A 19,979-nucleotide genomic window follows, 5' to 3' on the forward strand; every position below is an offset into this window, starting at 1 on the left:
GCTTTCCCGTGCGAAGCTCATGCAGAATTATTACCGCGTGCTGGGCGTGGGCCTTGCGGCCACGGCTCAGGAAATCGAAAAAGCCTACCTGCGCCAGCGCGCCCGCCTCAAGCGCCTGGCCGCCGCCGACCGCGCCATGAAAGCCCGGTTGGCCGACGTTGAAACCGGCTACGACATTCTGGGCAATGCCCGCCGCCGCGTGGCCTACGACCTGCTGCTGGCCCAGGAGCCGCCCCTGCCCGCTTCCGATTCCCGCCGCGCCGACGAGCGCATGGCCGGCTGGGCCGTGTGGGCCCGCCGCTTCAACGCCGCCGTGTTGGGCTGCTGCCTGCTGCTGGGCCTCGACTGGGCCTTGCCCTTGCGCCATTACCGGCAGGAAACCGTGCGCAGCCGCTTTCCGGTATCGGTGTCGGCCTCGCTTTCCAGCCCGCAGCTGGCGTACCGGGTGCACACCGAGCACACCACATTTCGGTTGCCCAGCGCCATCGGCTACCGGGTGCGCGAAGACCAGCGCATCGACGTGTGGCAAACGCCGCTGCTGGGCGTGGTGAGCAAAGTGAGCGCGCCCGACTCGCCCGATGGCCCCGCGCCGTTTCAGCCCTACGGCGGCACCCTGTATGGCACTTTCTTCCTGCTGCCGCTGCTGTTGGCCGCCGTGGCGGGCACGGGCGTGTGGCCCGGCCACCTGGCCGAAACCTACGTGAACACCGCGGCCGTGGGCGGGTTATTGGCCATCCTCACCCTGGTGGTGCTGCTGTGGTTTTAAAGGCGAGGTGCGAAAAACGGCCTTCCCTTGGCGGCCCGGCGAAACTCCCGGGGCGCCCAGCCGTTACCGCTTACCACGTTCTTTTGCGCCTTCATTGTCCTCCGCTTTCTCATGGATTTTACTTCCTCCCGCCCCGAAGATTTGCTGTTTGATGCCGCCCGCCGCGGCGACGTGGCGACCCTGCACGAGCTGCTGGCCGCGGGCCTCGACGTGAACCTGGCCAACAGCAAAGGCTTCACGCCCCTCATCCTGGCGGCTTACGACGACCACTACGACGCCGTCGTGTCCTTGCTCAACGCCGGCGCCGACCCCAACGTGCAGGACGTGGCCGGCAACACCGCCCTGATGGGCGTCAGCTTCAAAGGCTACTCCGATGTGGCCCGCTTGCTCATCGAGCGCGGCGCCAGCCTCGACCTGCAAAACGGCAACGGCGGCACGGCCCTCATGTTTGCCACCCTGTTTGGCCGCAACGAGCTGGTGCGCATTCTGGTAGCTGCCGGCGCCAACAAAGAAATCAAGGACGTGCGCGGCTTTACCGCTTTGCACCTGGCGGGCCAGCAAGGCAACGAGGAAGCCTGGGCCGTGCTGGGCGGTGCCCCGGCGCAGGCCTAGCGCCGGCCCGGTTGGCCGAAAAATCCCACCACAAACGCGGCCGTTCCACCGCCCCCGGCATTTCCAGGCTTTATAGCGCTACGGCCGGAAACCAGCGGGCTGCCATTCGGGGCAGCCTGCCGGTGGGTTGGTTTTCTGAGACGATATTCATTTTCTGGCGGCTTCGTTGCGGAGCTGATGCCCTGGTTGGGAGTGGCTTTGCGTGCAATCTGGTCTTCTGCTGGATAGCCGGGAGCGTGTGATTATAATTATATTTTTAGGATAATAATTTTCATTCACAGGGAATATTTTTATTCTTAGGAAACTACCGTGTAAATTACACCTCACAAAGCCAGGGTTTAGTAGTTAATATGCTGTGAATAAGTTGGCTGCATACAATTATGCCGACCCACACAGCTCGATAGAGCAGGGTAGGTATTTAGAGCAAATCAAGTTGCAAGGGCGTGTGCGAGTAAGCAGGGTAGCCGGGCGGTACTTGGTTTACGGCTATTTCAGTTGAGCTTCGGGCAGTTGATGCATCTCGATTAACCCCCGGCCATTGCAGCAAACGATTGTTGTTGAATTCAGTGTTTTTTCTTTCTCTTAACCCAAATCCCACCCCGCTATGATGTTCATTACTACGCTATTTATGTTTGGCCAAGTGCTGATGGGCCATCCGCAACTGGCTTTGGCTCGCTTGGCCGAAAGCCCCGTGCACGCGGCGGCTCCCGCGGCCACCATCAGCGGCCACGTGGTGACCGATGCGGAGGAGCCGCTGCCGGGCGTCGTGGTGACGGTGAAGGGCACGCCGCACGCCACCAGCACCAATGCCACCGGCGACTTCCTGCTGCCGCTGCCCGAAACCAGTTCGGTGCTGGTATTCAAGTGCCAGGGCTACCGCGACCAAACCGTGACCGTGTCGGCCACCCAGCCCCTGACGGTAAAAATGTATGCCTTCAACCGCTCGGCCGCGCCGGGCAGCGTGGGCTCCGCGGGGGCCGATGGCGCCGGCAAATCGACGGTGCTCACCTACTCGGAAGTGCCGCCCACGTTTCCGGGCGGCGACGCGGCCTACCGCAAGTTTGTGAGCCAGAACGCGCATTATCCCGAAGCTGCGCTGGCCAAAGGCCTGTCGGGTACGGTGTTCGTGAGCTTTGTGGTGGATGAGGAAGGGCGCATTACCGACGCGCAGGTGGCCCGCGGCTGCGGCAACGGTTTCGACGAGGAAGCCCTGCGCATCATCCGCCTCATGCCCTGGTGGAACCCCGGCCGAAACGGCGGCGACGCCGTGCGCGTGTCCAAGACCATGGCCGTGCCGTTCGTGTTCCGGGAGCGGCCGTAGTGACGCCTTCGGGTAGTCTCAACAGTCTCGATAGGGCCGGCGCAAGCCGGCCCTTTTGCGTGTGGCGCAGGGCGCGGCTACTTCACGTTCAGGCCAGCCACACCGCCCCCAAGGCCAGCAGCGCAGGCAGCGTTTGCACCCAGAGTATACGCCGGCCCGCGGTAGCTGCCCCATACAGCCCCGCCACCGCCACACACCCCAGGAAAAAGCTGGCCACGTTGCGGTGCCAGGCCGGGTCCGCAATCAGCAGCGCCCAGATAAGACCGGCGGCCAGAAACCCGTTGTACAGCCCCTGGTTGGCGGCCAGCACCTTGGTGGGCTCAAACAACTCGGGCCGCAGCGAGCGGAAGGTTTTGGGCCCGCGCGTGGTCCAGGCAAACATTTCCAGCCACAGGATATACAGGTGGATGGCGGCTACGAAGCCAATGAGAAGTTGGGCGAGCAGGGGCATGAGGCGAAAGAACGGGTGGAACGAGGCCGCGCTTAGCCGGCGTGGGGAGGCTGGGGCTTGGGCGCGGCGGTGTCGGGACTGCCGCCGCTGCCGTCGCCGCTGAGACGGAACAGCTTCTGGGTGGCCTTGTCGTCGGCAAACAGCTGCTGGGCGGCGGCGTTCACTTCCTGCCCGTAGCCGTAGGCGTGGTTCTGCACGGTCACGTAGTGGTCGCGGTCCTCGGTGTTGGTGCCCTTTTTCATTTCCTGGGCGGTGTTGGTGGCGGTGAGCTCCTGGGCCAGGGTGTTGAGCTCGTCCAGCTGAGCGGCCGGGTAGCCCTTGGCGGCCAGGGCGGCGTGGTCGCGGGTGGCGGCGGCGAAGGCGCTGGCCAGCAGGGTGCGCATTTTCTCGTGGTGGTCGCGGGCGGCGTCGTAGGTGTTGCGGCCGTAGGCGGCCATGCGGCCGGCATTGCCGGGGAAGGCGCGGCCCACGTAGTAAAACAGGGTTTGGGCGGCGCGGCGAGCCTGCACCATCACGTCTTCTACCTCAGCGGTGTCTTCCTGCAGCTCGCCGGTGCGCACGCTGTGGTCGGGAGTGGTGTCGGCCAGGTCGAGGGCGGCCAGCCACTCGGTGCCAAAATCAGCGTCGAAGTCGGGGTTGAACGCCTGGAATTTGGCCTGATGGGTGAGGTAGTGGCCGTGCATGGTGCGCATGTTCTGGCGCATGGCCGCATCGGGTTGGGAGTAGTGCCGCAGCACTTGGGTAGACTTTTTCATGGGGTCGACAAGAAGAAGTAAATAGGATGCCTCCAATATAGGGGTTCCAACGCTGGTTCTCACCGTTCCGACGGCCGTTCCCGCCGACGGGAGTCCCCATCGGGCACTCGGTAAGACCCATCGGAATGCCGGGAACCCGCATCGGAGCTCCGGGAAGCTCCATCGGGCACTCGGGAACGGCCATCGGAATGCCGCGAACCCCCGTCGTAAGGTCGGGAACCGGCATCGGAGGGGCGGGAAGCTCCATCGGGCAAAAAGAAGGCCCGCCGGGTGGGGCGGGCCTAGAACTCGACTGCGAGCCAAGCTAACTTTTTACTTTGGCTTTTAAGCTAGCATACTTCGCTTTTAGCTTTTCCTTAGATACATTATCCGATTTTGTAACCCGCCGAATTTCGATGTCCTCCGTCATATGAAACTGGACGATGTTGCGGGTAATTTTCGTAATGGTTACGGTATTTGTGCGGGGATTACTCGTCCGACTTACGCTCACGCCAACCGTCGTTTTGTTCAGGGAGGCTTTTTTAGCCGCCGGAGACATTGGCGCAACTGGCTTTGCCACGGTTACTGCCGTAGGCTTTTGGCGTGCTACTGCCGTAGAAGCCGCTGGTTTTTTGGTGCTTGCTTTGGGTTTAGCGCTAGCCTTAGCCGCACTCGATTTAGTACTGGATGCAGGTTTTTTGGAGGTAGGCATAGCGGCAATAGCTGTAGAAGTTAGATTAGAAACGGGAAAAGCACTTCAATCGGTTCAGGTAGGTAGCCCGAGCATTTCGGTCGGATTATCCAGCGAACTCTCTACCAAGCGTGCGGGCCTCTCCTCGGTCGAGATTTCACTAAAGCTAGCGAATACATCGGCGTGTTGTTGCTTAAGGCGAAAGTAAGCAAGGGTTGGATTGTTGGAATACACATCAAAAATGAGCGAGAGAGGCACGTACCGCTTGGAGGTAATAAAGCGCTGATAGGCGCGAAGAGTGGCCTGTTGGCGGTCTAGGCTGACCAGAATAAGATGTACTTCGTACTCATATTTTCTAAAATAAAGCGCAAGCTTCCGAACAGATGTTGTATTGTAGCCGATTTTGGGAACAACTATATTATACGATTCGCTGAAGCAGTAACCCGTCAGATTTTCTTCGTCCTCGTCTTCATCATTTAGCACGATTATCGAGGATTCCTCGTGCAACACGGTAGCCGCAAACGCTCCCTGTGCAAACTCAGGAAATTTGCGTTTCGCATAGTCGCTGTCAATGACCACTGCCCCGTTGGCATCGGCTACGCGACTAGCAATACCAGATTTTCCGGAAGCTGGCAAGCCGATAATTAGGAAAGCTTGCTTGCCACGTTGAACGGGGGTCCGGGGCATGGCACCCCCACTACCGGGCTTGATGTCGTCGTCGTCATCCAACCGCGTTTCCCGAATTAACTCCAGTAGGATTTGCTCCCGCAACGCCTCACGGTCTTTGTCTTCGCTGTATTGAGTCGAACGATACTCCTTGAATTTCAAAGTAGGACGTTCCTCCATTGCTGCTAAATGGATTTCCGCCTGCATAATCTGGCTGGTAGCCTCCGCAATCTCGGCCGCACGCCGCACGTTTAACACTCCTTCTACAAAGGGTCGGGCGAATAGACTATTCGTTAGTGGACGAAGGTAGAGCCGGCTCATATCCGTAATGCGCTAGGGGTTATCAAGCCAAATGTAAAGTGTTTGCTCACTCCCCCAGCTTCCCCAGAATCTCCAGCGCCGCGGTGGCGATGACCGTACCCGGGCCGTACACGCCGGCCACGCCCGCGTCGTAGAGGAACTGGTAGTCCTGGGCGGGGATGACCCCGCCGGCGATGACCAGAATGTCTTCGCGGCCGAGCTGCCGGAGCTCCTGCAGCAGCTGGGGCAGCAGGGTTTTATGGCCGGCGGCGAGGCTGCTCACGCCCACCACGTGCACGTCGTTGTCGGCGGCCTGGCGGGCCACTTCGGCGGGCGTTTGGAAGAGGGGGGCCAGGTCCACGTCGAAGCCCACGTCGGCGAAGCTGGTGGCAATGATTTTGGCGCCGCGGTCGTGGCCGTCCTGGCCCATTTTGGCCACCAGCATGCGGGGGCGGCGGCCTTCGCGGGCCGCAAATTCCTCGGCGGCGGCGCGGGCTTGTTCAAATGCTTCGTTGTGGTGCATTTCCTGAGAGTACACGCCGGCCACGGTGCGCGTGGTGGCCTGGTGACGGCCGTACTGGGCTTCGAGGGCGTCGGAGATTTCGCCCAGCGTGGCGCGGGCGCGGGCGGCCGTCACGGCCAGGGCCAGAAGGTTGTGGGCGTCTTTGTCGGCATCGGCGGCAAGGTCGTTGAGGCGCACGCCGGCGGCTTCGGTGAGGGCAGCCAAGGCCACTTTCACGGCCACGGGGTCGCGGTCGGCGCGCACTTGCTTGAGGCGGGCAATCTGGCTGGTGCGCACGGCGTCGTTGTCGATGTCGAGCACTTCAACCTCCGTTTTTTCGGTGGTCTGGTACTTGTTCACGCCCACGATGATTTCCTTGCCCGAGTCGATGCGGGCCTGTTTGCGGGCGGCGGCTTCTTCGATGCGCAGCTTGGGCAGGCCGGTTTCGATGGCCTTGGCCATGCCGCCCAGCGCCTCCACTTCCTGAATGAGCGCCCAGGCTTTGTCGGCCAGCTCGTGGGTGAGGGTTTCGACGTAGTACGAGCCGCCCCAGGGGTCCACTACTTTGGTGATGTCGGTTTCGTGCTGCAGGTAGAGCTGGGTGTTGCGGGCGATGCGGGCCGAGAAGTCGGTGGGCAGCGCGATGGCTTCGTCCAGCGCGTTGGTGTGCAGGCTTTGGGTGCCGCCCAGGGCGGCGGCCAGCGCTTCGATGGTGGTGCGGGCCACGTTGTTATACGGGTCCTGCTCGGTGAGGGAGTAGCCCGAGGTCTGGCAGTGCGTGCGCAGGGCCAGGCTTTTGGGGTTGGTGGGGTTGAACTGCTGGATGAGCTTGGCCCACAACAGGCGGCCGGCGCGCAACTTGGCAATCTCCATGAAGTGGTTCATGCCAATGGCCCAGAAGAAGCTCAGGCGCGGGGCAAACTCGTCAATCTTCATGCCCGCGGCCAGGCCGGCGCGCACGTATTCCAGGCCGTCGGCCAGGGTGTAGGCCAGCTCCAGGTCGGCGGTGGCCCCGGCCTCCTGCATGTGGTAGCCCGAGATGCTGATGGAGTTGAACTTGGGCATCTTGGCCGCCGTGTAGCTGAAGATGTCGGCGATGATGCGCATGCTCGGCGCGGGCGGGTAGATGTAGGTGTTGCGCACCATGAACTCCTTCAGAATGTCGTTCTGAATGGTGCCCGACAGCTTTTCCGGGCTCACGCCCTGCTCTTCGGCCGCCACAATGTAGAAGGCCAGCACGGGCAGCACGGCCCCGTTCATGGTCATGCTCACCGACATCTGGTCGAGCGGAATCTGGTCGAAGAGAATTTTCATGTCCTCCACCGAGTCGATGGCCACGCCGGCCTTGCCCACGTCGCCCTGCACCCGGGGGTGGTCGGAGTCGTAGCCGCGGTGGGTGGCCAGGTCGAAGGCCACGCTCAGTCCTTTCTGCCCGCCGGCCAGGTTGCGGCGGTAAAAAGCGTTCGATTCCTCGGCCGTGGAAAAGCCGGCGTACTGCCTGATGGTCCACGGGTTCTGCACGTACATGCTGGCGTAGGGCCCGCGCAGGTAAGGCGCCTGCCCCGCGCCGAAGCCCAGGTGGTCGAGGTGGGCCACGTCGGCCGCCGTGTACACGGGCTTCACCGCGATGCCTTCGGGCGTGAGCTTGGCCGCCGTTTCGGACGCGGCAGATGCGGCCGGGGCAGCGGCGGCGTTATAGGAAATCGAAGAGAAGTCGGGCTTCATAGGACGGGATGTTCAGAACGGTCGAGAACGTCATGCTGAGCGCAGCCGAAGCATCTCGCTTGCAGTAGTAATTCAACGATATTAATTAGTTGCACAGTAGAGATGCTTCGGCTGCGCTCAGCATGACGTTCTGGTGTTACCAGTTGATAGTTAGCGGCCCTGCAAACGCGCCAGCACTTCCTCGGTGGTGTAGCCCTGCACCTTCATTTCCTTGAAGCCGAACACGCGCACGGCCTCGTGCAAGGTGGCCAGGTCGGAGCTGAGCAGGGCGGGCGGAATGAAGTGCTGCTTCTCGGTCGGAATCTGGTAGATGAAGCGGGCAAATTTCTGGAACTGCTCCGGCGTGGCGTACATCAGCGTGGCCTCCTCGGGCGACGAATACAGCACCGAAAGCGTGCCGGGCGGGTGCGAGGCCGCAATTTCGGGCCGCTCGTGGGGCTGCAGCATGTTCACGAACTGCTCCAGGATAATCTGGTTGGTGTTGGTGCCCAGCAGCACCACGGCGGCGCGCTTGCTTTTTTTCTCGCGGCGCTCAAAGTGCAGGGCTGTGGCCAGACGCAGCACCTCGGTGGGGTAGGCGGCGCGCGTCACGTCAAACTCGGCCGAGCGCAGCAGCTTCTTGGGGTGAAAGCTGAACTGCTCCCGCGGGTTCTGGAAGCGGTTGGTGCCCACTATCACCTGCTGGCCGCTGGCAATGCGCCGGAACGTCTCAGTGGCCACGGCCTTGATTTCGTCCAGCACCTGCCCCCGCGCCGCCGGCAGCCCGCCCGCGGCCTCTATGCGCTGAAACAGCGTCCAGGCTTCCTGGGCCAGCTGGTCGGTCAGGGTTTCAAGGAAGTAGGAGCCCGCCGCGGGGTCCTGCACCTGGCCCAGGCCGGCTTCTTCGCGTAGCAGCACCGAGAGGTTGCGGGCCAGGCGGGCCGAAAACTCGTTGGCCTCGGCAAACACGCAGTCGAACGCCGCCACGCTCAGCGAGTCGGCCCCGCCCAGCACCGCGCTCATGGCCTCGGTGGTGTGGCGCAGCAGGTTGGTGTGCGGGTCCAGGGTGGTTTGGGCCCACGACGAGGTGAGGGCGTGCACGCGCAGGTTCGTGTTCAGGCTGGCCGGCAGCCCGAAGCTGTGAAGCAGCGTGGCCCACAGCCGGCGCAGGGCCCGCAATTTGGCCATTTCGGGGAAGTAGCTGGGCGCCACGGCCATGTGCACGTGCAGCGCCGCCGCCACCTGCGCCGCGCTGATGTCGTCGGTGGGCAGCTCGGCCAGCAGGGCCGCGGCGGTGTTCAGGCTGAAGGCAACCTGCTGGGTGGCGGTGGCGCCGCGGTTGCCGAAAAAAGCGCCGTTCACGGCCAGGGCCCGGAAGTCGGGCATGGCCGTGGTCAGGCTCACGCAGCGGCGCAGGGCGGTGCGGTAGTCGGCCAGCTCGGCGCCCTCGGGCACGGGGCCGGGGGCAAAGCGCAGAAAGCCGCGCAGGGCCGTGCCGGGCGCGGCTTCCACTAACTGGCTGAGCAGGGCATCGGGTGCGGCCATCACGGTGTAGCCCACAAACGTGGTGGCCAGCGGCAGCATCTCGGCCAGGTAATGCACCGCAAACTCGCCGGCCTGCGGAAGGATGAAGTGCACGCCGTCGGCACCGCGTGCCAGGGCCGCGGAGGCTTGGTCAATCTGGGCGCGGCCGTCGCCGGCGGCCACCACGAGCGTGGGCACGTTCAGCCAGGGCACCACCGGGTGGGGCAGGGGCGCCGGGGCGCCGCCCAGGGCCGCCAGGGCCTCGCGGTGGTAAAAGGGCTCCACGCTGAAACCGTCGGGCAGGGGCCAGCGCAGCGTGGCCGGGTCCTGGCCCTTGAGGTCGCGGGCCAGGCGGGCCTGCCATTCGGCGGTGGTGACGGCCGGAAACTCGGCAAAGGAAAGGGGCACAGCGGCCGGGGTATCGGACATAAAGCAGGAACTCTTGGGCAGCTGGTAGCGCAGCCGTGCCCTCATTACGGGCCACTGGCAAAACAGGCCGAAAGATACCGCGGCCCGCGCTTTGCCGCGCCGAGCGGGGAAATTCGGGTCACGAAAATTCGGGCGTAGCTTTGACCTTGATTGTTGTAACCAAGCTTTTATTCAGTCTGCCATTTCCTTCGATGAAGAAAGTTTACCTTAAACACCTGTTATTGGCCGTTTCGCTGCTGGCGGTGAGCAGTACGGCGCAAGCCCAGAAGAATTTTCGGCCCGGCTACGTGGTGCCGCTTGCCGGCGACACCCTGCGCGGCGAGGTCGACGTGCGCGGCGGCCAGCGCATGGCCAGCTTTTGCCAGTTCCGCCCCGCCGGGGGCGGCCAGCCGGTGCGCTACGCCCCCACCGACCTGAAAGCCTACGGCCTGAGCAGCGGCGACCAGTACGAGGCCCGGCCGCTGCCGGCCGCTGCGGGGGCGGCCCCTGCGTACCTCTTTCTGCAGGTGTTGGCGCGGGGCAAGGCCGCGCTCTACAGCTACACCGACGAGGACTCGCGGCCGCGCTACTACTTGCAAAAAACAGGTGAGCCCGCCGTGGTCGAGCTGGTGCAAAACACTCAGAACGTGCGGGGCGAAACCGGCGTGGTGCAGGAAAGCAGCTACCCGTTTCGGCGAGTGCTGAGCCAGGCCTTTGCCGACTGCTTCGCGGTGCAGCCAATGCTGCCGCACGCGGAGCTGAAAGAAGCCACGCTGGTGGCCATCTTCGAGCGCTACAACACCTGCGACCCCGCGGCCGGCGCGGCCGCTAAGACTATGGCGCGCACCACGAAATTCCATTTCGGCCTACGGGCGGGGATGCAGAAAGGCGACATTACCTACTACCACGACGGGCGCGACGAAATAAAAATGGCCTCCGAGCTGAAGCCCGTCTTCGGGGTGGGCCTGCTGCTGATGCCCGGTGCCTTCAATACCAAATGGAGCTTTGGCCTGGAGGCCTTGTACCAGTCACAGCAATACCACACCACTTACCAGCGCAGCAGCGGCTTCGTGTCCAGCAGCAACACCTACCACGTTGACATCACCCTGCAAACCCTGCGCGTGCCGCTGGCGGTGCGCTACGCGCCGCTCCAGGGGCGGATTCAGCCCTACTTGCAGGCGGGGATTGAAACGGCGGTCCTGCTCAATACCCACCAAGCCCGGTACAGTGTCACCACCCCGGCCCAGGGCACTGCCTTACCCGTGACTACTACCACCACCGAGGTGGCGTTGCGCCCGCTGGGGTTTGGGCCTGCGGGCAGCATTGGCCTGCAGGTGCCCGTGGGCACGGGCTCGGTGCAAGCAGAGGCCCGCTACAACCAGCTCGACAACTCTTCGCGGGCTACCAACACCCTCGACGGGGCGAAAACCATCACTTTCCTGCTGGGCTATAATTTCTAGCCCGGCGGCCGTGGCGGCGGGCCGCAAGTGCTGGCCGGTGCGCGCCCCGCTGCCGGTTTAAGTCAGCCCTTCATTTCTCCGCATCACAAAGCCCCTTTTATGCTTAAAATTTTTAAGCCGCTCTCGATTTTAGCGTTTTGCTGCCTGGGCCTGGGAGTGGCCCATGCGCAAAGCAATTACAAGCCCGGATACATCGTAAAGCCGGCCGGCGATACCCTGCGGGGCCAAGTGCAGGTGCGCGGCGCCCACCGGAGCGAGGCCCTGTGCCGTTTTCGTCCCGATTCAGAAGCGGGCACCGTCGATTACAAGCCGGCCGCGTTGCGGGGCTACGGCCTGGCCAACGGCCAGCGGTACGAAACCCGCCTGGTTCCGACTACCGATTCGCTGGGAAGACCCGCGCAGCGGCAGCTGTTTTTAGAACCTTTGGTGAGCGGACGCGCCAGCCTCTACACCCGGCGCGATGCCTTCGATGAGGTGCACTACTACCTCTACCTGGCGCAGACCGGGGCTGGCCCCGTGCAGGAGCTCGAAAACCGCGTTGTTCGCCGCATCTACACAGCAAATGAAGCCCCCGAAGTGATTCCGGTTTATCGGAAAACGTTATCGGAAGCCTTCCGCGACTGCTTCGCCGTTCAGCCGTCGCTGCCCAAACTGGAATACACGGCGAGCAGCCTGGCCGCCGTGGTGCGGCGGTACAATGCGTGCTCCGAGCCGGAAGCCGTTTTCAAGTCCAAAGACACGGGTGGTCCCAAACGGGAGGGGGCAACCGTCGCCTTCGGGGTGGCGGGCGGAGTTGCCCGGACCAGTATGAAGTTTCAGGGAGAAATCAGCCTTCGGAATGGCACTTTCACCAGCGTTTCGCCCCTGTTCGGGGTTTACTTTTCCTCCACCTTCCCGGAGCTGAACCGCAACTTGGAGCTGCGCGTCGATGCACTCTACCAAAAGCTGGATTATAACGATTCGTACGTGGCAAGGGGCTTCTCGAGCGTGGACCTGCGCGAGCAGGCTTCGCTGCAGTTCCAGCGCCTGGCGGTGCCCCTGCAACTGCGCTACTACTTCCGCACCAATACGCTTCGTCCTTACGTTTTTGCGGGCGTCAACGGCAACTACTTGCTGAGCTACGCCACCCAACTCCGGTCCGAGTACACGGCGGGCGGGGTTCCCGTGGTCACCAACAAAGAGGCCGTCAACCCCGCCATTGTTTCGAAAACCGACTTCGGGGTGCTGGGCGGCGCGGGGCTTTCGCTTGGCGTGGGAAAACGCGCTATTGGCCTGGAGCTGCGCGCAGAGCGCAACGGCGGCTTCGTGAGCAGCCCCACCATCAGCGCGCCCATTATTCAATACGGGGGGGTGGTCAGCCTCCAGCTCTTTTGATTGGCACGCCGCCAGCCGGCCATTCCCCGGCGCCGGGCTTGGGCAAACGCGCCGGCATTGACGCTTTGGTGTTGCACCTTTGTGGTTTCGGCTGGCACGCCCCTGGCCAAACAGGTCGCACAGGCCTTAGCGCCGGCCGGGGGCTGCTTTCCTTTATTTGCTACTGCTGTATGTTGCTTCGCCGTTTAGTTGTTCCGCTAGTGCCGGCCCTGGCCCTGGTTCTGGCCGCCGGTTGCCAGCGCGCGCCCTACGCGCCCACGGCCCGTTTTGCGCCCGTTACGAGCCAGCCCGTGGGCAAAACCCAGGCCGAAGACCCCGCCGCCGCGGCCCTCATTGCGCCCTACCACGACAAGGTGACGGCCCAAATGACCGAAGTGCTGGGCACCGCTCCGGCCCCGCTCACCAAAGGCCCCGGCGAAAACCCGCTGTCCAACTTCGTGGCCGACCTGCAGCGCGAGCGCGCCAGCCGGGAGCTCAAGCAGTCCATCGCGCTGGGCGTGATGACCAACGGCGGCCTGCGCGCCGGCTTTGCGGCCGGCCCCGTCACGCTGGGTTCGGTATTTGAATTGATGCCGTTTGAGAACGAGCTGGTGGTGCTTGATGCGCCCGGCCCGGTGGTGCAACAGCTTTTCGACTACGCCGCCCACATCAAGATGGCCGTGTCGGGCGCCACCTATACCGTCACCTTCGACGGCCTGCCCAAGGACATTCGCATCGGCGGCCAGCCCTTCGACGTGAACGACAACCGCACCTGGCCCATTGCCATTTCCGACTACCTGGCCACCGGCGGCGACAACATGGTGTTCTTCAAAGCCCTCGTGCCGCGCCACACCAACGTGCTGCTCCGCACCGCCATTGCCGACTACATCCGCGAGCAAACGAAAGCCGGCAAACCCATTACGGCAAGGGTGGAAGGCCGGGTAAAGGCCAATTAATCAGTTAGCAGTTATCAGTTAGCAGTGAACAGTTCGCAGTTCGCCTCTGGCTGAAGAGACCACCACATCAACTGCGAACTGTTCACTGCTAACTGATAACTGCTTTTATGAAGCGCCGCGAATTTCTCCGCAATTCCCTCCTTGGCACCGCTGGCCTTTCCGTGCTGAGCAGCGTAGCGAATGCCACGCAAGCCGCCACTGCCGCCAAAGCGCCGGTGAAGCTCACCATCTTGCACACCAACGACATGCACTCGCGCATCGAGCCCTTTCCTGACAACGGCGGGCAATGGGCCGGACTGGGCGGCATGGCCCGGCGTGCGGCGCTCATCAAAGACATCCGGTCCAAAGAAGCCAACGTGCTGCTCCTCGACTCGGGCGACATCTTTCAGGGCACGCCGTACTTCAATTTCTTCGGCGGCGAGCTGGAGTACAAGCTCATGAGCCAGATGCAGTACGACGCCAGCACCCTCGGCAACCACGACTTCGACAACGGCCTCGACGGTCTGCAGCGTCAACTGCCCAACGCCACCTTCCCCTTCCTCATCGCCAACTACGACTTCTCCAAAACGCCGCTGGCCGGCCGTTTCGCGCCCTACAAGGTGTTCGAGAAGCAGGGCGTGCGCATCGGCGTGTTCGGCTTGGGCATTGAGCTGGCCGGGCTGGTAGCTGATAAAAACTTTGGCCAGACCGTGTACCTCGACCCCGTGGCCAAGGCCAAGGAAATGGTGACGCAGCTGCGCGGCCCCGAAAAGTGCGACCTCGTCATCTGCCTCTCGCACCTCGGCTACAAGTACGAAAACGCTAAGCTCGACGACCGCAAGCTCGCGGCCCAGGTTTCGGGCATCGACCTCATACTGGGCGGCCACACCCACACGTTCATGGACGCGCCGGAGCCCATCGCCAGCCCCGACGGCAAGGCCACGCTCATCAACCAAGTGGGTTGGTCGGGCATCAATCTGGGCCGGCTGGACTACGAATTTTCGGTGAAAACCAAGCGGCCCGGCCTGGCAAGTGCCAGCGTGGTGCCGGTTCGCGCCGCCTGTTAAAAGCACGACATAAACAAGTGCTTTAATGCTTTTTTAAGTGCAGAGTTTTCCACAATTTTGTCCCCCTCTAAAAAATTAGGGCGCCATTACGGTGCCGCTTTTTTCATTGTTTTTGATGCCGGCGGCTGGCCGGAAATTGTCTAACTGCTCTCATGCTCAAAGATTTTCGCACGGTTTGGGCTGGCTGCCTGCGCAGCATCTCGGCGGAAATCGGGGAGCAGAGTTTTAAGACCTGGTTCCAACCCATCCGGCCCATCGAGCTCAAGGGCAACGTGCTGACCATTGAGGTGCCCAGCGCGTATTTCTACGACTGGCTGGAGGAGCACTACGTGGACGAGCTGCGCCGCGCGCTCTACCAACAGCTGGGCCCCGAAGGCCGCCTCGAATACAGCGTGGTGGTGGACCAGGGCAACGAGCAGGCGCCGCCCCGCTCCCTGCACCTGCCGCCCACCCGCAAGCAGGCCGCCCCCGACCCGCGCGACACGCCCCAGGGCCCGCCCGCGGCTCCCGTGAACAACCCCTTGGCCGGCAGCGCCCGCGCCGCTAGTGCCCGCTACGTGAATTCTGGCACCGTGCGCGCCGCCCAGCGCAGCAACTTCGGCATCAACACCCTGGCCGGCGCCGAAACCCTGGCACCGCCGCGCAATCCCTTCGACACGGTGCGGCCCATGGACGGCAACATTGTGCCCTCGCAGCTCAACGGTTCCTACACCTTCGACAACTACATTGAGGGCGACTGCAACCGCCTGGCGCGCTCGGCCGGCCTCGCAGTGGCCAACAAGCCCGGCACCACCAGCTTCAACCCCCTGATGGTGTACGGCGGCGTGGGCCTGGGCAAAACGCACCTGGTGCAGGCCATCGGCAACCACATCAAGGCCACGGCGCCGGAGCGGTTCGTGCTGTATGTGTCGGCTGAGAAGTTCACCAATCAGTTCATCGACAGCGTGCAGCGTGCGCAGGTGCAGGACTTCGCCAACTTCTATCTGCAGGTCGATGCCCTGATTCTGGACGACGTGCAGTTTCTGGCCAACAAGGGCAAGACGCAGGAAATGTTCTTTCACATCTTCAACCACTTGCACCAGTCGGGCAAACAGATTGTGATGACCTCCGACCGGCCACCCAAGGACTTGCTGGGCCTGGAAGACCGGTTGCTCAACCGCTTCAAGTGGGGCCTGACGGCCGACGTGCAAAGCCCCGACTTTGAGACGCGCGTCGCCATCATCCGCAACAAGATGGAGCAGGACGGCATCGACATTCCGCCGGACCACGTGGTGGACTACCTAGCCAACTCGGTGCACACCAACGTGCGCGAACTGGAGGGCGTCATTGCCTCGCTGGTGGCACAGAGCAGCCTGAGCCGCCGCGACATCGACCTGGAGATGGTGAAGCAGGCCCTGCGCCACATCATCGAAGAGGTGGAGGCGGAGGTGAACCTCGACTTCATTCAGAAGACGGTGGCCGCGTATTTCAACATTTCGGTAGAGCTGTTGAAGGACAAAACCCGCAAAAAGGAAGTGGTGACGGCCCGACAGGTGGCCATGTATTTCGCCAAGCACCACACTTCTCACACGCTGAAAACCATTGGCTTCCACTTCGGTGGCCGCGACCATACCACCGTGATGCACTCCGTGCAGACGGTGTCGGACCTGGTGGATTCGGACAAGAAGTTCCGCGAACAGGTGGAGGAGCTGCGGAAGAAGTTCGCGAAGAAATAAAGTTTCTTTACCTAACGGCTAAAAGCAAACGGGGCTCCAGACGCTATGCGTACCTGGAGCCCCGTTTCGTTGCTGGGTGATGCAGTTTAGGCCGCGTTGGTGGGCGCGGTTTCCTGCAAAGGCACGTTGTGCTTGGCCGCAAACTCGCGTACCTGCTCACGGAAGCTCATTTTGCGGCGCTTGCCTTTCACCTCGCGCAGGTTGAGGGCGTAGATTTCGCCGTCTTTCTGGCGCACGCGCAGGGCCATGGGCTTGAGCTCCAGGGCGGCAATGTTTTCGGCAGCAAATACCTGCTTGGGGCGGAACAGGCCGTTTTTGTGCACGAGGTAGCCAGGCGTGAACTCCAGGTAGCTCTGGGTGCCGAAAATGGGCGCGTTGTTCACCAGCACATAGCCGATGTACACGAGGCTGAATATCAGGAATACCCAGTGCAGGAAGTGGTAGTCGTGCGCGTTGGGGTCGCCCACCATCATAAACAGCACGTACACCACCCAGAAAAAACCAATGGCGAGCTGGCCCCAGAACGGGACACGGGAGGTGTTGGCGGGGCGGAGGCGGATGCGAGTGGTACCAGTGGGCATAGGGCAAATTTAGGACGAAGATTTTACTGAAGGGTAAAAATGGAACGTCATGCTGAGCGCAGCCGAAGCATCTCGCGTGCTTTAACTAATCCTGACAATTGGATTACTACCACACGCGAGATGCTTCGGCTGCGCTCAGCATGACGTTCTGAGGTCTCAGGTTCCGAAAACCGTTAGCCCACGAACTTGGCGTCCAGCGTCATCTCGGGCACGGCGCTGAGGGCTTTCGAGACGGGGCAGTTGGCTTTGGCGTCTTCGGCGTGCTTCTGGAAGTCGTCGGCGGTGATGTTGCCGCCGGTCACGTTGCCTTCCACCGAAATGTGGATGCGCTCGATGACGGGGTGGCCGTTGTTGGGGTTCATCGTGACGGTGCTGCTCGTGTTGATGGTGTTCACCGTGTGGCCGTGCTTGGTGAGCACGCTGGTGAGGTACATGGTGTAGCAGCCGGCGTGGGCCGCGCCGATGAGCTCTTCGGGGTTGGTGCCGGGCTTGCCTTCGAAGCGACTGCCGACGGAGTAGGGAGCGTTGAGGAGGCCGCTTTCGGTGCTGAGGGTGCCGTGGCCTTTGATGTCGCCGGTCCAGGCGGCGCTGCCTTTATGGTCTGCCATGATGTGAAATGGTGAAGTGGTAAAAGTGTGAGGTATGGTAACGGCGGCAAGTTAGGGAGGTTGCCTCGACAGTAGCTGGCGAAACCGGCCCGCGTACCTTAGCAGCCCTTCTAATGGCATTTTTACCGAGATTATGGGACTGAAAGCTTCCCTGAGCCGGCCGCTGGCCCGCTACATTGCCCGGCGCCACGAGCGGTGGCAACAGCGCCCCGAAGCCACGCAGCACGAGCTGCTCACGCGCCTCACGGCCACGGCGGCCGGCACTGCCTTCGGCCGGGCGCACGAGTTGGGCGGCGTCCGCACGCCCGCCGACCTAGCCCGCCAAGTGCCCGTACGTGACTACGAAGCCCTCAAGCCCTGGTTCGACCGCACCCAGGCCGGCGAGGCCGACGTGCTCTGGCCGGGCCGGCCGCTCTACCTGGCCAAAACCAGCGGCACCACCTCCGGCACCAAATACATTCCCATTACCCGGGACAGCATCCCGAACCACATCGACGGCGCCCGCGATGCCCTGCTGCACTACATCTATCGCACCGGCCGCAGCCAGTTTCTCGATGGCAAGCTGATATTCCTGTCGGGCTCGCCGGCGCTGGAGTTGCACCACGGCATCCGCACGGGCCGGCTCTCGGGCATTGCCAACCACCACGTGCCGGCATACCTGCGCCGCAACCAGCTGCCCAGCTACGCCACCAACGTCATCGAAGACTGGGAAAACAAGCTCGAACGCATCGTGGACGAGACTTTGGGCGAGAAAATGACCCTGATTTCGGGGATTCCGCCCTGGGTGCAGATGTATTTCGACCGCCTCACGGCCCGCACCGGCCGGCCCATCAAGGACCTGTTCCCCGACTTCAACCTGTTCGTGTACGGCGGCGTCAACTTCGAGCCCTACCGCGCCAAGCTCTTCGAAAGCATCGGCCGGCCCGTGGACAGCATCGAGCTATTCCCGGCCTCCGAGGGCTTCCTGGCCTTTCAGGACGAGCCCGGCAACCCGGGCCTGCTGTTGCTGCTGAACAGCGGCATCTTCTTCGAATTTGTGCCCGCCGAGCGATTTTTCGAGCCCGACGCTCCCCGTCTCACCATCGCCGACGTGGAGCTGGACAAGCAGTACGCCGTTATCCTGACTTCCAACGCCGGCCTGTGGGGCTACAGCATCGGCGACACGGTGCGTTTCGTAAGCCTGCGGCCGCACCGTGTGGTGGTCACGGGCCGCATCAAGCACTTTTTGTCGGCCTTCGGCGAGCACGTAATAGGGGAGGAGGTAGAGCAGGCCCTGCGCGAAGCCATGGCCCAGTTTCCGGAGGTGGAAGTCACGGAATTCACCGTGGCGCCGCTGGTGAGCGACGACCCCGCCACGCCCTCGCGCCACGAGTGGCTGGTGGAGTTTGCCCGGCCGCCGCTAGATGCGGGGGCTTTTGCTGTGGCGTTGGATATAGCCTTGCGACGCCGCAACAGCTATTACGACGACTTGCGCAAGGGCAACATCCTCGTGCCGCTGCTCCTCACGCCGCTACCAGCCGGCGCCTTTCAGCGCTACATGAAAAGCCTGGGCCGGCTGGGTGGGCAGAACAAGGTGCCACGGTTAGGGAACGATAGGAAGGTGGCGGAGGGGCTGACAAGGGAAGCTTGAATTCCGCATAAATCAGTAGGTCCGTAGAAAGTAATTAAGCCCGTTACCGTACATGAAACGCAATAAAATCATCTTTACAGCCAATGTAGACCTTGATGGAGACTGCACATTTGATATTGATATAATCAGGCCCGATGTGAGAGCGCATGCCTATTTCTACGGTGATGCAGATACCTTCATTGAGTTTGGAAACAAGCTCGTAACATTTCCCCAAAACGCCACCGAAACAGTGTGCTTCGAATGGGGCGAAGTCGGAAACCCTTCGTCTTTTGGGTACTTGCGAATAGAAGCCTACTGCGCTTCCCCTGCCGGACATACAGCTTTAAGGATAATCGTAGACAATAATGGCGAACGTGCAGAGCGCCATCGTTTCGAGTTCTCAATTCTATCAGAAGCCGCATCCATTAACAAGCTCGGAGCGCTGCTAACTAACTGGCAAGTTGAAACCACGTCGCAATTAGTATGGAAAGCCGAAACCAGATGATATCCAAACCCGCCCTCTACGCCCTCTGCCACGCCTTCATCGAGCAGCGCATCAGCGCCGCCCGCACCGCCATGCAGGCCGCCCAGGAGTCCTCCTCTTCCGAAACCAAGAGCAGCGCCGGCGACAAGTATGAAACCGGCCGCGAAATGGCCAACGCCGAGCGCGACCGCAACGCCGCCCACATGCAGCAGGCCCAGCAGCTGCAAGCCGAGCTGGCCCGCATCAACCCCGAACTGCCCTGCGCCACCGTGCGGCCCGGCGCCCTGGTGAGCACCAGCCTGGGCCGGTTCTACATCAGCATCAGCGCCGGCAAGCTGGAGGGTGCCGAGGTTTTCGCCGTTTCGCCCGCCGCGCCGGTGGCGGTGGCGCTGAAAGGGCTGCGGGCGGGGGAGGAGGCTGGTTTCAACGGTAAAACCGTGCGCGTGCTAGCCGTGGAGTAGGCGCTTGCGCCCGCGAGGCGTATGAGC

Annotated in this window: 19 protein-coding genes; 11 read left to right on the forward strand and 8 right to left on the reverse strand. The window is 62.5% G+C overall.

Going from position 1 to position 19,979, the window contains the following annotated elements:
- Positions 1-19 precede the first annotated feature (19 nt).
- The 3 genes from MUN81_RS06715 (at position 20) to MUN81_RS06725 (ending at position 2,699) form a co-directional block, all read left to right on the forward strand.
- The gene (locus tag MUN81_RS06715; RefSeq protein ID WP_245116182.1) at positions 20-766 is read left to right on the forward strand and encodes a hypothetical protein; all 747 of its coding nucleotides are present in this window, start codon (positions 20-22) and stop codon (positions 764-766) included.
- 111 nt (positions 767-877) lie between these two features.
- Positions 878-1,378, forward strand: a complete 501-nt coding sequence (locus tag MUN81_RS06720; RefSeq protein ID WP_245116184.1) for an ankyrin repeat domain-containing protein — start codon at positions 878-880, stop codon at positions 1,376-1,378.
- Between the two features lie 604 nt (positions 1,379-1,982).
- Positions 1,983-2,699: a TonB family protein gene (locus MUN81_RS06725; RefSeq protein WP_245116186.1), complete on the forward strand. Its 717-nt coding sequence runs from the start codon at positions 1,983-1,985 to the stop codon at positions 2,697-2,699.
- 88 nt (positions 2,700-2,787) lie between these two features.
- On the opposite strand, the gene MUN81_RS06730 is transcribed toward MUN81_RS06725, so the two are convergent.
- From MUN81_RS06730 to MUN81_RS06755, 6 genes are all read right to left on the reverse strand, one after another.
- Positions 2,788-3,150 carry a DUF1304 domain-containing protein gene (locus MUN81_RS06730; protein WP_245116188.1) on the reverse strand — a complete coding sequence of 121 codons (363 nt, stop codon included), beginning with the start codon at positions 3,148-3,150 and terminating at the stop codon, positions 2,788-2,790.
- A 32-nt stretch (positions 3,151-3,182) separates the two neighbouring features.
- Positions 3,183-3,905 (reverse strand): hypothetical protein, encoded by a 723-nt coding sequence (locus MUN81_RS06735; protein ID WP_245116190.1) that lies wholly within the window; start codon positions 3,903-3,905, stop codon positions 3,183-3,185.
- Between the two features lie 304 nt (positions 3,906-4,209).
- The gene (locus MUN81_RS06740) at positions 4,210-4,596 is read right to left on the reverse strand and encodes a hypothetical protein (RefSeq protein ID WP_245116192.1); all 387 of its coding nucleotides are present in this window, start codon (positions 4,594-4,596) and stop codon (positions 4,210-4,212) included.
- Between the two features lie 54 nt (positions 4,597-4,650).
- A complete protein-coding gene (locus tag MUN81_RS06745) occupies positions 4,651-5,562 on the reverse strand; it encodes a zeta toxin family protein (RefSeq protein WP_245116194.1) in 912 nt (303 codons plus the stop codon).
- 46 nt (positions 5,563-5,608) lie between these two features.
- Positions 5,609-7,768, reverse strand: coding sequence for a methylmalonyl-CoA mutase (gene scpA, locus MUN81_RS06750; RefSeq protein WP_245116196.1), 2,160 nt, complete (start codon positions 7,766-7,768; stop codon positions 5,609-5,611).
- A gap of 150 nt (positions 7,769-7,918) precedes the next feature.
- Positions 7,919-9,700: a methylmalonyl-CoA mutase family protein gene (locus tag MUN81_RS06755; protein ID WP_245116198.1), complete on the reverse strand. Its 1,782-nt coding sequence runs from the start codon at positions 9,698-9,700 to the stop codon at positions 7,919-7,921.
- Positions 9,701-9,891: 191 nt separating this feature from the next.
- On the opposite strand from MUN81_RS06755, the gene MUN81_RS06760 reads away from it, so the two are divergent.
- The 5 genes from MUN81_RS06760 (at position 9,892) to dnaA (ending at position 16,209) form a co-directional block, all read left to right on the forward strand.
- Entirely contained in the window at positions 9,892-11,139 is a 1,248-nt protein-coding gene (locus MUN81_RS06760; protein ID WP_245116200.1) for an outer membrane beta-barrel protein, read from the forward strand.
- A gap of 99 nt (positions 11,140-11,238) precedes the next feature.
- On the forward strand, positions 11,239-12,513 hold the full coding sequence (locus MUN81_RS06765; RefSeq protein WP_245116202.1) for an outer membrane beta-barrel protein: 1,275 nt from the start codon (positions 11,239-11,241) through the stop codon (positions 12,511-12,513).
- Between the two features lie 170 nt (positions 12,514-12,683).
- Positions 12,684-13,448: a 5'-nucleotidase C-terminal domain-containing protein gene (locus MUN81_RS06770; RefSeq protein ID WP_245116204.1), complete on the forward strand. Its 765-nt coding sequence runs from the start codon at positions 12,684-12,686 to the stop codon at positions 13,446-13,448.
- A 107-nt stretch (positions 13,449-13,555) separates the two neighbouring features.
- Positions 13,556-14,494 carry a metallophosphatase gene (locus MUN81_RS06775; RefSeq protein ID WP_245116206.1) on the forward strand — a complete coding sequence of 313 codons (939 nt, stop codon included), beginning with the start codon at positions 13,556-13,558 and terminating at the stop codon, positions 14,492-14,494.
- 152 nt (positions 14,495-14,646) lie between these two features.
- The gene (gene dnaA / locus MUN81_RS06780) at positions 14,647-16,209 is read left to right on the forward strand and encodes a chromosomal replication initiator protein DnaA (protein WP_245116208.1); all 1,563 of its coding nucleotides are present in this window, start codon (positions 14,647-14,649) and stop codon (positions 16,207-16,209) included.
- 86 nt (positions 16,210-16,295) lie between these two features.
- Here dnaA and MUN81_RS06785 read toward each other — a convergent pair whose 3' ends face one another.
- On the reverse strand, positions 16,296-16,790 hold the full coding sequence (locus tag MUN81_RS06785; protein ID WP_245116210.1) for a hypothetical protein: 495 nt from the start codon (positions 16,788-16,790) through the stop codon (positions 16,296-16,298).
- A 173-nt stretch (positions 16,791-16,963) separates the two neighbouring features.
- Positions 16,964-17,398 carry an OsmC family peroxiredoxin gene (locus MUN81_RS06790; RefSeq protein ID WP_245116212.1) on the reverse strand — a complete coding sequence of 145 codons (435 nt, stop codon included), beginning with the start codon at positions 17,396-17,398 and terminating at the stop codon, positions 16,964-16,966.
- A 133-nt stretch (positions 17,399-17,531) separates the two neighbouring features.
- On the opposite strand from MUN81_RS06790, the gene MUN81_RS06795 reads away from it, so the two are divergent.
- From MUN81_RS06795 to MUN81_RS06805, 3 genes are read left to right on the forward strand one after another with little or no spacing between them, the layout of a single operon-like run.
- Positions 17,532-19,028, forward strand: coding sequence for a GH3 auxin-responsive promoter family protein (locus MUN81_RS06795; protein WP_245116214.1), 1,497 nt, complete (start codon positions 17,532-17,534; stop codon positions 19,026-19,028).
- Between the two features lie 52 nt (positions 19,029-19,080).
- Complete coding sequence (locus tag MUN81_RS06800; protein WP_245116216.1) at positions 19,081-19,512, forward strand: hypothetical protein; 432 nt, start codon at positions 19,081-19,083, stop codon at positions 19,510-19,512.
- Positions 19,509-19,952 (forward strand): 3-oxoacyl-ACP synthase, encoded by a 444-nt coding sequence (locus MUN81_RS06805; protein ID WP_245116218.1) that lies wholly within the window; start codon positions 19,509-19,511, stop codon positions 19,950-19,952. The genes MUN81_RS06800 and MUN81_RS06805 overlap by 4 nt, the downstream gene beginning before the upstream one ends.
- Positions 19,953-19,979 lie beyond the last annotated feature (27 nt).

This window comes from Hymenobacter sp. 5317J-9 (genome assembly GCF_022921075.1).
Classification (GTDB): domain Bacteria; phylum Bacteroidota; class Bacteroidia; order Cytophagales; family Hymenobacteraceae; genus Hymenobacter.